The organism is Variovorax sp. RO1 (genome assembly GCF_002849325.1).
Taxonomy (GTDB): Bacteria; Pseudomonadota; Gammaproteobacteria; order Burkholderiales; family Burkholderiaceae_C; genus Variovorax.
In genome coordinates this window covers 324,377-338,508 of record NZ_PKMT01000002.1, presented here as the reverse complement: position 1 = coordinate 338,508, position 14,132 = coordinate 324,377, and the positions used below count along the sequence as shown (strand labels likewise).

General features: G+C 68.1%; 14 protein-coding genes. 1 reads left to right on the top strand and 13 read right to left on the bottom strand.

All coding sequences use genetic code 11. From position 1 onward, the window contains the following. Positions 1 to 31: 31 nt before the first annotated feature. The 11 genes from CY658_RS12745 to CY658_RS12695 all read right to left on the bottom strand — a co-directional run bounded on the left by CY658_RS12745 (position 32) and on the right by CY658_RS12695 (position 11,102). A complete protein-coding gene (locus CY658_RS12745) occupies positions 32 to 1,666 on the bottom strand; it encodes a nitric oxide reductase activation protein NorD (protein WP_101490569.1) in 1,635 nt (544 codons plus the stop codon). After that, on the bottom strand, positions 1,663 to 2,481 hold the full coding sequence (locus tag CY658_RS12740) for a CbbQ/NirQ/NorQ/GpvN family protein (protein WP_101490568.1): 819 nt from the start codon (positions 2,479 to 2,481) through the stop codon (positions 1,663 to 1,665). The genes CY658_RS12745 and CY658_RS12740 overlap by 4 nt, the downstream gene beginning before the upstream one ends. Continuing rightward, positions 2,478 to 3,488 carry an alpha/beta fold hydrolase gene (locus CY658_RS12735; RefSeq protein WP_101490567.1) on the bottom strand — a complete coding sequence of 337 codons (1,011 nt, stop codon included), beginning with the start codon at positions 3,486 to 3,488 and terminating at the stop codon, positions 2,478 to 2,480. Before CY658_RS12735 ends, CY658_RS12740 begins: the two co-directional genes overlap by 4 nt. A gap of 18 nt (positions 3,489 to 3,506) precedes the next feature. After that, the gene (locus CY658_RS12730; RefSeq protein WP_101490566.1) at positions 3,507 to 4,544 is read right to left on the bottom strand and encodes an aliphatic amidase; all 1,038 of its coding nucleotides are present in this window, start codon (positions 4,542 to 4,544) and stop codon (positions 3,507 to 3,509) included. 43 nt (positions 4,545 to 4,587) lie between these two features. Then, positions 4,588 to 5,277, bottom strand: coding sequence for an urea ABC transporter ATP-binding subunit UrtE (urtE, locus tag CY658_RS12725; RefSeq protein WP_101490565.1), 690 nt, complete (start codon positions 5,275 to 5,277; stop codon positions 4,588 to 4,590). Between the two features lie 17 nt (positions 5,278 to 5,294). Next, positions 5,295 to 6,062 carry an urea ABC transporter ATP-binding protein UrtD gene (gene urtD, locus CY658_RS12720; RefSeq protein ID WP_101491271.1) on the bottom strand — a complete coding sequence of 256 codons (768 nt, stop codon included), beginning with the start codon at positions 6,060 to 6,062 and terminating at the stop codon, positions 5,295 to 5,297. A 29-nt stretch (positions 6,063 to 6,091) separates the two neighbouring features. Next, positions 6,092 to 7,144 (bottom strand): urea ABC transporter permease subunit UrtC, encoded by a 1,053-nt coding sequence (urtC, locus tag CY658_RS12715; protein ID WP_101490564.1) that lies wholly within the window; start codon positions 7,142 to 7,144, stop codon positions 6,092 to 6,094. A gap of 3 nt (positions 7,145 to 7,147) precedes the next feature. Beyond that, a complete protein-coding gene (gene urtB, locus CY658_RS12710) occupies positions 7,148 to 8,050 on the bottom strand; it encodes an urea ABC transporter permease subunit UrtB (protein WP_101490563.1) in 903 nt (300 codons plus the stop codon). A gap of 5 nt (positions 8,051 to 8,055) precedes the next feature. Beyond that, the gene (gene urtA / locus CY658_RS12705) at positions 8,056 to 9,249 is read right to left on the bottom strand and encodes an urea ABC transporter substrate-binding protein (protein WP_101490562.1); all 1,194 of its coding nucleotides are present in this window, start codon (positions 9,247 to 9,249) and stop codon (positions 8,056 to 8,058) included. A gap of 410 nt (positions 9,250 to 9,659) precedes the next feature. Beyond that, positions 9,660 to 10,154, bottom strand: coding sequence for a hypothetical protein (locus CY658_RS12700; RefSeq protein ID WP_095948507.1), 495 nt, complete (start codon positions 10,152 to 10,154; stop codon positions 9,660 to 9,662). Further along, a complete protein-coding gene (locus tag CY658_RS12695) occupies positions 10,155 to 11,102 on the bottom strand; it encodes a LysR family transcriptional regulator (protein ID WP_101490561.1) in 948 nt (315 codons plus the stop codon). Positions 11,103 to 11,197: 95 nt separating this feature from the next. Between CY658_RS12695 and CY658_RS12690 the strand changes: the two genes are divergently transcribed. Further along, positions 11,198 to 12,187: an SDR family oxidoreductase gene (locus CY658_RS12690; protein ID WP_101490560.1), complete on the top strand. Its 990-nt coding sequence runs from the start codon at positions 11,198 to 11,200 to the stop codon at positions 12,185 to 12,187. Between the two features lie 7 nt (positions 12,188 to 12,194). Here the strand turns inward: CY658_RS12690 and CY658_RS12685 are convergent, their stop codons facing one another. Further along, complete coding sequence (locus tag CY658_RS12685) at positions 12,195 to 13,142, bottom strand: glutaminase (protein WP_101490559.1); 948 nt, start codon at positions 13,140 to 13,142, stop codon at positions 12,195 to 12,197. After that, positions 13,139 to 14,047, bottom strand: coding sequence for a DMT family transporter (locus tag CY658_RS12680; protein ID WP_101490558.1), 909 nt, complete (start codon positions 14,045 to 14,047; stop codon positions 13,139 to 13,141). Before CY658_RS12680 ends, CY658_RS12685 begins: the two co-directional genes overlap by 4 nt. Between the last annotated feature and the right edge of the window lie 85 nt (positions 14,048 to 14,132).

Sequence of the window (14,132 nt, the reverse complement as noted above, 5' to 3'; positions counted from 1 at the left end):
TGCTCCTCCGTGTCTTTCTTCAGTCGTTCGGTCAATGGGCGGCGGCCAGCCGCGTGCTCATGCGGGCCAGCCGTGCGGGCAGGCTGCGCGCATCGTCGGCGATGCAATAGTTGCGCCAGCCGAAGATGCGCCGCACATACGCATCGGCCGCGCCGTCCACGGCGATGCACGCGCTGCGCACGCCGGCATCGCGCGCCTCGGCCACGGCCTGGCGGGCGTCTTCGATCAGGTACTTCGGGTCGTGCACGTCGATGTCCGACGGTGCACCGTCGGTCACCAGCAGGATCGCGCGCGGCCCGGCCGGCTCGGCCTGCAGGTGCGAGGCCGCATGGCGCAGCGCGGCGCCCATGCGCGTCGAGTAGCGCCCGCGCACCGCGCCGATCATGGCGCGCGAGGGCGCAGCGAGCGGCTGGCCGAATTCGAGCAGGCGGTAGTAGTACACCTCGGCGCGCGTGTTCGACGAGAAGCCGTGGATGGCCAGCCGGTCGATGCCGCGCGCGTTCGAGGCGGCGAGCAGCAGCGCGGCCTGCTTCTCCAGGTCGAGCAGTGAAACAGCACCATCGCCGTGGCCCGCGTCGTTGGCCGACTCCGACAGGTCGAGCAGCACCAGCACGCTCGACGGGCGCGGGCCCTTGCCCGGTCGCATGAACAGCCGCGCATCGGGCCGCAGGCGCAGGCGGCGATCGACCAGCACCTCGATGGCCGCATTGAGGTCGATGTCGTCGCCTTCCCACTGCCGGCGCAGACGGTGCGTGCGGTCGAGGTGGCGCGCGCGGGGCAGGGCGAGCGGCACGATGCGCTCATGGCCCGCCGCTCCCGAAGCGCCCGCCGCGCCCAGGCCCTGCCACGCGGGCAGCTTCTCGATCACCGTGCACCAGTCGGGTCGCAGGCGCTCCTGCATGCGGTCCCATTCGGGGTAGGTGTAGCGGCCGAGCTCCATGTCGGCGCCGCCTTCGGGTGGCGCTTCGTTGCCTTCGCTCGGTGCATCCGACGGTGGCGGTGGCCGCGCGCCCGTCTGCTGCAGCGCGATGGCTTCGTCGGGCGGTGTCTCGGCCTCGCCGAAATCCCACAGGTAGCTGTTGTCGTCGCGCCAGGGCGCGGGCACGGCGTAGTCCTGCGGCTCGAAGCGCACGCGCATCTGGCCGAGGTCGTTGGCGAGGACCGAGGCGACGGCGCGGAAGGCGTCGTAGTCCTCCAGCCCCGCGCGGTCGACGGTCTCGTCGAACAGGCGGCGCGCCTTGTTCACCCAGTGGTTGTCATCCGTCGCTTCGGCGCGCAGCAGCACGCGGTCCATGCGCGCGACCAGCGCGGCAAAGCGCAGGTCCAGCGGATCGGGCGCGGGCGGCAGCGCGGCGGTGAACCAGCCATGCAGGCCGGGAAAGTCGCGGCACAGCAGCCGTTCGACGCGCGCGTCTTCAAGGGCCGAAACGATGGCGATGCCCATCGGCTTGAGCGTGCGCGCCGGCCGCGCGGGCGTCGAGTGGCGCAGGTGTGCGACCGCATGCGCCACCATCGCGCGGCGCAGGCGCACGGCCTCATCGCCTTCGGGCAACAGCAGCCGACGGCCCGTGAGCACGGCGCGTGCGCCGGCCAGCGGCTGCACGTCGACATCGATGCCGGCCAGCCCGCGGGCCAGCAGCGAGAGGGCGCCGTGCCCGTCGTTCATCCGAACTGCGCCTCGACAAAGCCCTGCAGCGCGCTCGCCATGTCGGGGTCGTCGGTGAGGGCGCGCGTCATCGTCATGTCGCAGCTGTCGCGCGGCGACACGCCGTCGCGGATCAGCACGCCCGCGTAGATCAGCATGCGCGTCGACACGCCCTCGTCGAGCCCGCGGTGCTTGAGTTCGCGCGAGCAGTGCGCAATGGCGACCAGCTTCGCAGCGAGCGCGGGTTCGACGCCGGCCTCGTGCGCGACGATCTCCGCTTCGAGCGCGCCGTCGGGGTAGTCGAATTCGAGCGCCGCGAAGCGCTGGCGTGTCGACGGCTTCATGTCCTTCGCGCTGCTCTGATAGCCGGGGTTGTACGACACCACGAGCTGAAAGTCGGGGTGCGCGTGCACCAGCTCGCCCTTCTTGTCGAGCGGCAGGATGCGGCGCGCGTCGGTCAGCGGGTGGATCACCACGGTGGTGTCCTGCCGCGCCTCGACCACCTCGTCGAGGTAGCAGATGCCGCCGTGGCGCACCGCGAGCGTCAGCGGTCCGTCGTGCCAGGCCGTGCCGTTCGCATCGAGCAGGTAGCGCCCCACGAGGTCCGACGCCGTCATGTCCTCGTTGCACGCGAGCGTGACCAGTGGCCGCCCGAGCGACCACGCCATGTGCTCCACGAAGCGCGTCTTGCCGCAACCGGTCGGCCCTTTCAGGATCAGCGGCATGCGGTGGCGATAGGCGTGTTCATAGAGCGCCACTTCGTTTCCAGCGGGCCGGTAGAAGGGCTCGGTTTCGATGCGGTAGCTGGCGAGCGGATCGTGGACGGGGGCGTTCATGGCGTGGCGAGCAGTTCCTTGAGGGCGTTGTCGATGAAGCGGGTGTCGACCGGGCTGCTGCCGCCGCCGGCAAAGTGGCCCCACACGCCCGGGATCGGGCGGCACTCGGCGTTCGGCATGTGCGACACCTCCCATTCGTTGTCGGCCACGGGAAAGTACAGGTCGCGCTCGGCCGGCATGACGATCGCGCGCGCCTGGATGGCGCCCAGCGCTTTCTTGATGTCGCCCTTGAACACCGGGTTGTCGCTGATGTCGCCGTGCTGCCACGACCACAGCATCGCGAGCAGGTTGTTCGCGTCCTTCTGCAGGAAGAAGCCTTCCCAGTAGCCGACCAGGAAGTCTTCGAGCGAACTGAAGCCCAGCTCGCGCCACAGCTCCTGCATGTAGAAGGGCTGCGACAGGCCCCAGCCCGCATACACCCGGCCCACCGCGCGCAGGCCCTTGCTCGGCGGTGCGCTGTACCAGCCGCCGTTCCACGCCACGTCGGCCGTGAGCGCGGCCTTCACGCCTTCGAGGAACACGATGTTGTGCGGCGCCGTCTTCGCCGAACCGCAGAAGGGTGCGATGCGCTTCACCATGTCGGGGTAGAGGCAGCCCCACTGGTTGGTCTGCTGCGCACCCATCGACCAGCCGACTACCAGTGCGATGCGTTCGATGCCGAATTTCTCCGTCACCAGCCGGTGCTGCAGCGTCACGTTGTCGTAGAGCGTGATGTCCGGAAAGCGCGGCAGGTTATACGGCTCGGGCGTGTTGCTCGGCGACGAAGAGAGGCCGTTGCCCAGCATGTTCGGCACGATGATGAAGTACTTCTCGGGGTCGAGCGCCATGCCCGGGCCGATGAGCCATTCGTTGTCGTAGTGCTGGCCCGAGTACCAGGTCGGGTAGACGATCACGTTGCTCTTGTCGGCGTTGAGCTTGCCGTAGGTCTTGTAGGCGAGCTTCGCGCCGCGCAGGGTGGTACCCCGCTGCAGCGCGACATCGCCGAGGTCGAAGATCTCGTAGTCCATGGTCGTTCGCGCCGGGGTTCAGCGGTGCTTCGCCGGCTCGTTCGGAATGCCCTCGATCGGGCACTCCGGCGTGCCGACGGTGGTGCGCGTGAACGACTCCACCATCTCGCGCGTGCCTTCAGGGTCGTTGATCCACTGCGTGTAGAAGTTGTAGGGGCAGGCCGCCACGCCCTTGTCGCCGTCGCCCGAATTGATGGTGCCGGTGTAGCCGCGGTGAACGAGCTTGAACAGGTGGTTCTGCGACTGGCCGTTCTTGCGCGCGTCGCGGATGAGGCTCATCGAGAGCTCGGCGTAGTTGATGCCCATCTCTTCCTCGCCGCATTCGCCGAGCGTGCGGCCGTCGAAGCCGATGAGCGCGGAGTGGCCGAAGTACGAGTACACGCCGTCGAAGCCGGCCGCGTTGGCCACCGCCACGTAGGTGTTGTTCATGAAGGCCATGGCCTTCGACACCAGGATCTGCTGCTCCTTGGCCGGGTACATGTAGCCCTGGCAGCGGATGATGAGTTCGGCGCCGCGCATCGCGCAGTCGCGCCAGATCTCCGGGTAGTTGCCGTCGTCGCAGATGATGAGGCTCATCTTCATGCCCTTGGGGCCTTCGCTCACGTAGGTGCAGTCGCCCGGGTACCAGCCCTCGATGGGCACCCACGGCATGATCTTGCGGTACTTCTGGACGATCTCGCCCTGGTTGTTCATGAGGATCAGCGTGTTGTAGGGCGCCTTGTTCGGATGCTCCTCATGGCGCTCGCCGGTGAGCGAGAACACGCCCCACACGTTGGCGCGGCGGCAGGCGTCCGCGAAGATCGCGGTCTCCTCGCCGGGGATGGCCGACGCGGTGTCGTACATCTCCTTGGCGTCGTACATGATCCCGTGCGTGGAGTACTCGGGAAAGATCACCAGGTCCATGCCCGGCAGGCCGCGCTTCATGCCGACCAGCATCTCGCCGATCTTGCGTGCGTTGTCCAGCACCTCGGCCTTGGTGTGCAGGCGGGGCATCTTGTAGTTGACGACCGCGACGCCGACGCAATCGTTGCTGCTCGAAATATCACCATGTCTCATGACGCTGCTCCTGAAGGGTGGTTGAAGAAAAAAGAGGGATGGGCTACACGGTCAGAAAGGACCTGACCTTGTCCTGGTCGAGCGTGGCGCGCGCTTCGTCGTGCACGATGCGGCCGCGGTCGATGACGAGAAAGCGGTCGGCCAGGTCGAGCGCGAAGCTCAGCACCTGCTCCGACACCACGACAGCAAAGCCGCGCTCGGCGCGCAGCACGTTCAGCGTCTGCGCGATCTCCTTGATGATCGAAGGCTGGATGCCCTCGGTGGGCTCGTCGAGGATCAGCACCTTCGGCTCCGAGATGAGTGCGCGCGCAATCGCCAGCATCTGCTGCTGGCCACCCGAGAGGTTGCCGGCCTTGCGCTGCTTCATGTCCTTGAGCACGGGGAAGAAGGTGTAGAGGTAGTCGGGCACCGTGCGGTGGCCCGACCGCGCGGCCCCCGCGAGGATGTTTTGCTCCACCGTGAGGAACGGAAACACCATGCGCCCCTGCGGCACGAAGGCCAGGCCCTGCGCCACGCGCTGGTAGCTGGGCAGCTTCGTGAGCTCGGTGCCGCCCAGGCGGATATGGCCGCCGCGCGCAGGCAGCAATCCGATGAGCGACTTCAGCAAGGTGGTCTTGCCCATGCCGTTGCGGCCCATGATGGCGACCGCTTCGTCGGGCGCGACGCGCAGCGACACAACGCGGATGACGTGCGACTCGCCATACGCCACGTTGAGGTCGGAGACTTCGAGCATGTGAATTTCTCCTTCTCTCAATGGCCGAGGTACACGTCGATCACGCGCGGGTCGGCCTGCACCTCGGCCGCTGTGCCTTCGCTCAGCAACTTGCCCTGGTGCAGCACCGTGACGCGGTGCGCGATGCGCTTGACGAAGTCCATGTCGTGCTCGATCACGACCACCGACTTGCCCGCCGAGATGCGCCGCAGCAGGTCGCCCGTCTGCTCGCGCTCGCGCGGGCTCATGCCGGCCACGGGCTCGTCGAGCAGCAGCAACTCGGGCTCCTGCATGAGCAGCATCCCGATCTCGAGCCACTGCTTCTGCCCGTGGCTGAGCTGTCCGGCGCGGTGGCCGAGGCGCTCGCTCAGGAAGACCTGCTCGGCCATCGCGTCGATGCGTTCGCGCACGGCGGGCGTGCGGCGAAAGGTCAGCGACTGCAGCAGGCCGTGCATGCGCGGCAGCGAAATCTCGAAGTTCTCGAGCACCGTGAGGTCTTCGTAGACCGAAGGCGTCTGGAACTTGCGGCCCACGCCGGCACGCACGATCTCGTACTCGTTCAGGCGGACGAGGTCCTGGCCGTTGAACAGCACGCGGCCCGCGCTGGGTTTGGTCTTGCCGCACACCATGTCGAGCAGCGTGGTCTTGCCCGCGCCGTTCGGGCCGATGATCACGCGCAGCTCGTTGCGCTCGACCGAGAGGCTGAGTCCGTCCACGGCCTTGAAGCCGTCGAAGGACACGGTGAGGTCTTCGATGCGCAGGATCTGTTCGTTCGAGTGCGAGAACGCCGCCACCGCTTGCGGCATGCCGCCGTTGGGCATCGTCATCGTGGCGTTCATGGCGCCACCTCCGTGCCACGGCGGCGCATCAGCTTCTCGCCCAGCCCCGCAAGCCCGTTCGGCATCGCCCACACCACGAGGATGAACACGGCGCCCAGGAAGTACAGCCAGCCTTCGGGAAAGGTCTCCGACAGGTACGACTTGAGAAAGCCGATGAGCAGGGCGCCGATCACCGCGCCCGGGATCGACAGCCGCCCGCCGACCGCCGCGTAGATCACCATCTCGACCGAAGCCACGACACCGATCACGCCCGGCGCGATCAGCCCCACCTGCAGGCTGTAGAACGCCCCGCCGATGGCCGACAGCACGGCTGCCACCGCGAACACGAAGGCCTTCATGTGCGCCGTGTTGTAGCCGCTGAAGCGCACGCGGTCTTCCTTGTCGCGGATGGCGATCAGCAGCTTGCCGAAGCGGCTGCGCACGATGGCGAGCGACACCATCATCACCAGCGCGATGGCCGCGACCTCGACGAAGTACATCGTGCGCTTCGCCTCATCGGTGGCGATGTCCCAGCCCAGCAGCGTGCGGAAATCGGTGATGCCGTTGGCGCCGCCGGTGTCGCCCTGCTGGCCGACCACCACCACGGTGAGCGTGAGTGCCAGCGACAGCGTGACGATTGCGAAGTACACGCCGCTCACGCGCCGCTTGAAGATCGCGTACGAAAACACATAAGCCAGCACGGCGGGAATCACGAGGATGCCCACCACCGTCCAGCCCAGCGAGTGGAAGGGCTGCCACCACGCGGGCAACTGCTCCACGCTGCTCCACACCATGAAGTCCGGCAGCTCGGGCGCGGAGGCTTCGAGCTTGAGGAACATCGCCATCATGTAGCCGCCCAGGCCGAAGAACATGCCCTGGCCCAGGCTCAGCACGCCGCCGTAGCCCCAGGTGAGCACCACGCCGACCGCGACGAACGCGAAGGCCAGGTACTTGCTGATGAGGTTCAGGCGGAATGGATCGAGCGTGAGCGGCAGCACCACGGCCAGCAGCACCAGCACCGCCACCATCGCGCCGAGGTCGCGTGTACGTTGAGGAGAAAGACCGTGCATGCGTCAGCTCCTCGCGCGTGTGGCGAACAGGCCGTTGGGCCGGAAGTACAGCACCGCGATCACCAGCAGCAGGATCGTGGCCTTGGCCATCGAGCCGCTCATGAGGTACTCGAGCCAGGTCTGCGACTGCGCGATGGCAAAGCCCGAGAGCGCGGTGCCGATGAGGCTTTGCACGCCGCCGAACACCACCACGATGAACGAGTCGACGATGTACAGCTGGCCCGTGCCGGGGTTGGTCGAGCCGATCATCGTGAACACCGCGCCCGCGATGCCCGCCAGGCCTGAGCCCAGCGCGAAGGTCATCGCGTCGACGCGGTGCGTGTCGATGCCCACCGCGCCGGCGATGGGGCGGTTCTGCGTCACCGCGCGCACCTTCAGCCCCCACGGCGTGCGGTACAGCAGCAGGTACACGCCGACCGCGACCAGGGCCGTGAGCCCGACGATGAAGATGCGGTTCAGCGGCAGCTGGATGCCCGCCGTCGGCTCCCACGCCCCCGCCAGCCACGAGGCCAGCGGCACGCTCACTTCCTGCGCGCCGAAGATGGAGCGGTAGGCCTGCTGCAGCATGAGGCTCAGGCCCCACGTGGCCAGCAGGGTGTCGAGCGGGCGGTCGTAGAAGAAGCGGATGAAGCCGCGCTCCAGCACATAGCCGAACGCGAAGGTCACGGCGAACGCGAACGGAATCGCGGCGAACAGGTACAGGTCCATGAAGCCCGGCGCGTAGTGCGCGAAGAAGCGCGCCGCCAGGTAGGTCATGTAGGCGCCCAGCGCCATCAGCTCGCCGTGCGCCATGTTGATGACGCCCATCAGACCGAACACGATGGCCAGCCCGAGCGCCATGAGCAGCAGGATGGTGAACAGGCTCACGCCGTTGAACACCTGCATCACCGCGATGTCGAAGTTCATCGCGTTCAGACCTTCGGGAAGGGGTTGGGCTCGACCGGCTGCGGCGATTCCCACACGATGTCGAACTGCCCGTCGGGCCGCGCGCGACCCACGCGCACCTTCTTCCACACGTGGTGGTTGGTGGCGTGCACGCGCACCGTGCCCTCGGGCGCCTCGATCTCCACGCCCGCGGCGGCGGCCGTGACCTTGTCGACCTCGAAGGACTTGGCCTTTTCGACCGCCAGCTTCCACAGGTACACGCTGTTGTAGGCCACCTCCATCGGGTCGCCGATCACGCGGTCCTGCCCGTACTTGGCCTTGAAGGCCTTCACGAACTTCTCGTTGGCCGGCGACTTGATGCTCTGGAAGTAGCCCATGCAGGCGTAGTAGCCCGCGGCGTTGTCCTTGCCGATGCCGTCGATCTCGTTCTCGGACACCACGGTCGACAGCAGCACCTGCTTGGCGCCGTCGAGCCCGGCCGCGCGCAGCTGCTTGTAGAAGGCCACGTTGGAGCCGCCCACCACCGTGCTGTAGATGCAGTCGGGCTTGGCGGCCTTGATCTTGTTGATGATCGACGAGAACTCGGTGTGGCCCAGCGGTGCGTACTCTTCGCCGAGCACCTTGCCGCCGGCCTTCGCGATGGCGGGCTTGGCGATCTTGTTGCAGGTGCGCGGGTAGATGTAGTCGGAGCCGACGAGGAAGAAGTTCTTGCCCTTCTCGCGCGCCATCCACTCCACCGCCGCGATCACCGACTGCGTGGCTTCCTGCGAGGGGTAGAACACGCGCTTGTCCTGCTCCTGGCCTTCGTAGTAGGTCGGGTAGAACAGCAGGCCCTTGGCCTGGTTGAGCACCGGCAGCAGCGCCTTGCGCGAGGCCGAGGTGTAGCAGCCGATGATGGCCGCGACCTTGTCGCGCTCCAGCAGCTTGCGCGCCTTCTCGGCGAACACCGAGTTCTCGCTCGCGCCGTCTTCGACCACGGCCTCGATCTTCTTGCCCAGCACGCCGCCGGCGGCGTTGATCTCTTCGATGGCCAGCTTTTCGGCATCGACCAGCGAGGCCTCGGCGATGGCGATGGTGCCCGAGAGCGAGTGCAGCAGGCCGAGCTTCACGGTGGCGCCGTCCTGCGCGCGGGCCAGGCCGGCCACGCCGCCGGTGGCGCCCAGCACGATCATCGAGCCGCCCGTCTTCACGATCTGGCGGCGGTTGAAAGCGTTCGTCATGTCAAATTCCTTTGCTTTGGTTTTGTGCGAGTCATCAGGAACCTCCGACCTTCGGAACCGCGTGGTGGGTGTCTCCTCCCGCCGCGCGGCCCCTGCAAACGAGCGCTGTGCTGCCAGTGCTTTTTCTTCGGGCAAAGCTGCGCCACCGGATGACGCGCATCCGTTTTGAAAAGGCGTTGTTGCGACCGAAAAAACAAAAAAGCCCGAACCGGCGGTGAAACCGATTCGGGCTTTATTGCCCGACACCTCGCTGGCAGCACTGGCAGCGGGCGTCGTATGACTGGGAACGATTGCTCGTTGGGGCGGATTCTTCTCGTCTCACCCCGGCGTGAACATACGCTTTTTCGCTAATTGGCGAAAGGGCGGCGCGTGTGCTATTCGCGCGCAGCGCCTGCGTGAATCAGAGGCGGCTAGCTGCGCGGGCGTGCGTAGTCCGACTCGATCCACGCGGTCGCGCTCGACGTCGTGAGCCGGAACGCGGGCGACACGTTCACGCTCGCCAGCTCCGAGTCGTCGGCATCGTCGTACGCCGTGAGCGTGGCCGAGGGGTTGTCTTCGTCGGGCACGATCGACAGCGCCACGCGAATGCGCTGGTCGTTGCGTGCGGTGACCGTCACGCTCTTGTTGAGCGTGGCGTGCAGTTGCTGCTCGTGGCGGCGGATCACCTCGGCGGCGGTCTTCACCAGCGTGTGGAAGGCGGGGGTGTCCAGCGGCTTGGGGTTCTTCTTGTCGCGGCCCATGGTCCAGGGGCCGACGAGCGCGGGCTCGGGGTCGCCGTGGCGGGTCATCTCGACGGCCCAGCCGTCGTCTTCCTCGTTCTTGATGATGCGGGCGGTCCAGAGGTCGTCGCGCCAGAGGCGGGGTTCCTGCAGGGGGAGGTGGTCGGGGGAATCGGTCGTCGTCATTCAGGGAGAAGCTTTGGGTCTTGCGCGGGGCATTGTCGCCCGGGGCGCGGAGGCCGCCGCCGCGCCAACGTACTGTTGCAAGCCCTCGACCAGCGCATCGAAGGCCACGCGGCAGCGCGGGCTGTGGCGCAGGTCTTCGTGCATCGTGACCCAGGTGTCGAGCTTGAGTGAGAGCGCGCGCGGCAGCAGGCGCACCAGCGCGGCGTCGCGCCGCGCCAGGCCGACCTGGCACACGCCGATGCCCGCGCCCGCACGGATGAGGGCCAGCTGCGCGAGGTCGCTGTCGGTGCGCAGCGCAAAGGCGTCGCGCGTGAAGCCCTTGAATGACTTGATCGCGTCGCGCACGAAGGCCGAAGGCTGGTCATAGCCGATGAGCGCATGCGCCGCCAGGTCGTCGGGCGTGCGCGGCGTGCCGTGGCGCGCGAGGTAGCTGGTGTGCGCATGAAAGCCCAGCTCGATGTGGCCGATGCGGCGCGCCACCAGCTGTGCCTGCCGGGGCCGCACCATGCGCACGGCGATGTCGGCCTCGCGCCGCAGCAGGTCTTGCACGCGGTTGGTCGCCACCAGCTCGACCTTCAGCGCCGGGTGCGCCTCGCGCAGCCGCGCCACGACGGGCGGCAGCACCTCCACCGCGACCACCTCGCTGACCGACACCCGCACCACGCCGCGCACGCCGTCGCCCTGGCTGCTGGCCGCGCGCTGCAGCGAGGCCGCGGTGCTTTCCATGGCCTCGGCGTGCGTGCGCAGCGCCAGCGCCACTTCGGTGGGCAGCAGGCCCACCTGCGAGCGCGTGAAGAGCACCACGCCCAGCGCCTCTTCGAGCGCCGCCACATGGCGCCCCACGGTGGGCTGCGTGATGCCGAGTGCGCGCGCCGCGCCCGAGAGCGAACCCTCGCGCAGCACGCCGAGGAAGGAGCGGTACAGCTCCCAGCTGATGTTCCAGGTCATACAGAAATGTATGGCCAATGGCGCATGTTCGGCAATTCCATTCGAACCCCATCCTGCCCAGAATTCGCTCATCGATCACTCTTCTGGAGCATTTCATGGCAGGCAACGACAACACGGTTCTGGTACTGGGCGCCACGGGCGGCATCGGTGGCGAAGTGGCGCGCCAGCTGCGCGATGCAGGCTGGCAGGTGCGCGCGCTGAAGCGCGGCGCCACCGAAGGAAAGCGCGACGGCATCACCTGGCTGGCCGGCGACGCGATGGACGCGCAGGCCGTGCGCCAAGCCGCGAAGGGCTGCGCGGTCATCGTGCATGCGGTCAACCCGCCGGGCTACCGCCGCTGGTCGGAGCTGGTGCTGCCGATGCTCGACCACAGCATCGCCGCCGCCAAGGCCGAAGGCGCGACCCTCGTGCTGCCCGGCAACGTCTACAACTTCGGGCCCGACGCCTTCCCGCTGCTCACCGAAGACGCGCCGCAGCACCCCGCCACGCGCAAGGGCGCGATCCGCGTCGAGATGGAGCGGCGCCTCGAGGCCGCGAGCCGCGAGGGCGCGCGCGTGCTGATCGTGCGCGCCGGCGACTTCTTCGGCCCGAAGGCCGGCAACAACTGGTTCTCGCAGGGGCTGGTGAAGGCGGGGCAACCGGTGCGGGCCGTGAGCTATCCGGGCGACGCGGGCGTGGGCCACCACTGGTCGTACCTGCCGGACGTGGCGCGCACGATGGTCGAGCTGCTGGCGCGGCGCGACCGGCTCGAAGCCTTCGCGCGCTTCCACATGGCCGGCCACTGGGACGCCGACGGCACGCGCATGAGCGACGCGATCCGCAAGGTGGTGGCCCGGCGCACCGGCGCCCAGGTGCGCGTGTCGGCCTTTCCCTGGGGGCTGCTGACACTGGCCTCGCCCTTCGTCGCGACCTTTCGCGAACTGCGCGAGATGCGCTACCTGTGGCGCACGCCCGTGGGCATGGACAACGCGAAGCTGGTGGCTTTTCTGGGGCGCGAGCCGCACACGCCGCTCGACGAAGCGGTGGAGGCTGCGCTCGACGGCATGGGGTGCCTGCCTGTGGCGCCGGTGGCTGTCGCGGCCTGAACGTGCGTCAGAACACCGACAGCCCGGTGCGCGCCACGAACATCTCCAGCGCCTTCATGCCCAGCAGCGAATTGCCAGTCGCATCGAGTGCCGGCGACCACACGCACAGCGTGAGCTTGTCGGGCACCACGGCGACGATGCCGCCGCCCACGCCGCTCTTGCAGGGCAGGCCGATCGAGAAGGCCACGTCGCCGGCCGCGTCGTAGGTGCCGCAGGTGAGCATCAGCGAATTGATGCGGCGCGTCTGCCGCTCGCCCGTGACCTCGGGCTCGCCGGCAATCGGGTGCGCGCCGTCGCGGCACAGGAAGGCGGCGGCGCGCGCGAGCTGGCGGCAGCTCATGCGCAGCGCGCACTGGTGAAAGTAGGTGTCGAGCACCTCGGCCACGTCGTTGTCGACTTTGCCGAAGCTCTTCATGAAGTTGGCCAGTGCGACGTTGCGAAAGCCCGTGTCGGCCTCCGACTGCGCCACCTCGCCGTCGAAGCCGATGGGCTCGCCGCACAGGCTGGTCATGAGCGCGAGGATGTCGGTCTTGGCGCTGCCGCCCTTGGCTTTGGCCTGGCTCACGAGCCGGTCGGCCACCGCGATGGCGCCCGCATTGATGAAGGGGTTGCGCGGCTTGCCTTGCTCGTTCTCCAGCTGCACCAGCGAGTTGAAGGGGTTGCCCGAGGGCTCGCGCCCGATGCGCTCCCACAGCGCATCGCCCATGCGCTGCATGGCGAGCGTGAGCGTGAACAGCTTGGACACGCTCTGGATCGAGAAGGGCGTTTCGAAGTCGCCCGCGCCGGCTTCTTCGCCGTCGCAGGTGCGCAGCGCAATGCCGAACTGCCGCGCATCGACGCGCGCCAGCGCCGGGATGTAGCTGGCCACGGTGCCGCCCTGGCCGAGCTGCAGGCGCAGGGTGGCGACGATCTCGTCGAGGACGGGCTGGAATCGGGTCGGGGTCTTCGTGCTCATGCCGAGCGTTGTACCGCAGGCCGCCGGTTCACCAGCACGATGCCCAGCGCCACGCCGATCAGCGCCACCACCAGCTGCAGCGTGAGCGGCTCCTTCAGCAGCGCCACGCCGAAGATCAGCGCGAACAGCGGCGTGAGAAAGGTGAAGGACGACATCTGCGTGGCCGGGTAGTGCCGCAGCAGCCACATCCACGTGAGGTAGCTCGCGAAGGCGCCGACCACCGTCTGCAGGCCGATGGAGGTCCAGGCCCAGGCGGAGTACGAGAAGCCCCAGGTCTCGCCCAGCGCGAGCGACAGCAGGGGGCACACGGCGGCGGTCACGGCCACTTGGTAGAACAGCGTTTTTTCCGCGCTGGCCGTGGCCAGGCGCGTGGTGCGCAGCGTGAGCGTGGTCAGGCCCCAGAGCATGCCGGCCGCCAGGGCCATGCCGTCGCCGATGAGCTGCGACGAACTCATGTGGCCGAAGCCCTCGCTGAAGGCCAGCACCACGCCCGCGAAGGCGATGAACAGGCCCAGCCACTGGAAGCCGCGCAGCCGTTCGGCCGGCACCCAGCGCGGCAGCAGCAGCGACACCCAGAAGGGCGCGGTGTACAGGAACACCGTGAGCCGCGAAGCGCTGGTGTGCTGCAAGCCCAGGTAGATGCCGGCGAACTCGCCCGCGAACAGCAGGCCGGCCAGCAGCCCGGGCCACAGCGTGCCGTCGCGCTCGAACAGCGGCACGCGCCGCACCGCGCACCACAGCCACAGGAGCGCCACCGCGCCGACCATGCGCACCGTGGCCTGCCACAGCGGCGGCACCTCGGTCACGGTGGTCTTGATGAGGATCTGCTGCAGGCCCCAGAACGCGCAGCAGACGATGAGCAGGCCGATGGCCAGGGAGTCGAGGTGGGTCTTGCGCTGGATCATTCGCGGTCAATCGGTGGCGGCAGGGGCGGCGAAGGCGGCGGACAGCCGCCGAATTCATCCGATGATCGTATCGCGCCGGCGCCAA

Coding starts and splice junctions, on each gene's coding strand:
- CY658_RS12730 (WP_101490566.1), bottom strand. CDS start 4,544: ATGAGACATGGTGATATTTCGAGCAGCAACGATTGCGTCGGCGTCGCG.
- CY658_RS12685 (WP_101490559.1), bottom strand. CDS start 13,142: ATGAGCACGAAGACCCCGACCCGATTCCAGCCCGTCCTCGACGAGATC.
- CY658_RS12680 (WP_101490558.1), bottom strand. CDS start 14,047: ATGATCCAGCGCAAGACCCACCTCGACTCCCTGGCCATCGGCCTGCTC.
- urtB (WP_101490563.1), bottom strand. CDS start 8,050: ATGAACTTCGACATCGCGGTGATGCAGGTGTTCAACGGCGTGAGCCTG.
- CY658_RS12745 (WP_101490569.1), bottom strand. CDS start 1,666: ATGAACGACGGGCACGGCGCCCTCTCGCTGCTGGCCCGCGGGCTGGCC.
- CY658_RS12690 (WP_101490560.1), top strand. CDS start 11,198: ATGGCAGGCAACGACAACACGGTTCTGGTACTGGGCGCCACGGGCGGC.
- CY658_RS12735 (WP_101490567.1), bottom strand. CDS start 3,488: ATGGACTACGAGATCTTCGACCTCGGCGATGTCGCGCTGCAGCGGGGT.
- CY658_RS12700 (WP_095948507.1), bottom strand. CDS start 10,154: ATGACGACGACCGATTCCCCCGACCACCTCCCCCTGCAGGAACCCCGC.
- CY658_RS12695 (WP_101490561.1), bottom strand. CDS start 11,102: ATGACCTGGAACATCAGCTGGGAGCTGTACCGCTCCTTCCTCGGCGTG.
- CY658_RS12740 (WP_101490568.1), bottom strand. CDS start 2,481: ATGAACGCCCCCGTCCACGATCCGCTCGCCAGCTACCGCATCGAAACC.
- urtD (WP_101491271.1), bottom strand. CDS start 6,062: ATGCCGCAAGCGGTGGCGGCGTTCTCGCACTCGAACGAACAGATCCTG.
- urtC (WP_101490564.1), bottom strand. CDS start 7,144: ATGCACGGTCTTTCTCCTCAACGTACACGCGACCTCGGCGCGATGGTG.
- urtA (WP_101490562.1), bottom strand. CDS start 9,249: ATGACGAACGCTTTCAACCGCCGCCAGATCGTGAAGACGGGCGGCTCG.
- urtE (WP_101490565.1), bottom strand. CDS start 5,277: ATGCTCGAAGTCTCCGACCTCAACGTGGCGTATGGCGAGTCGCACGTC.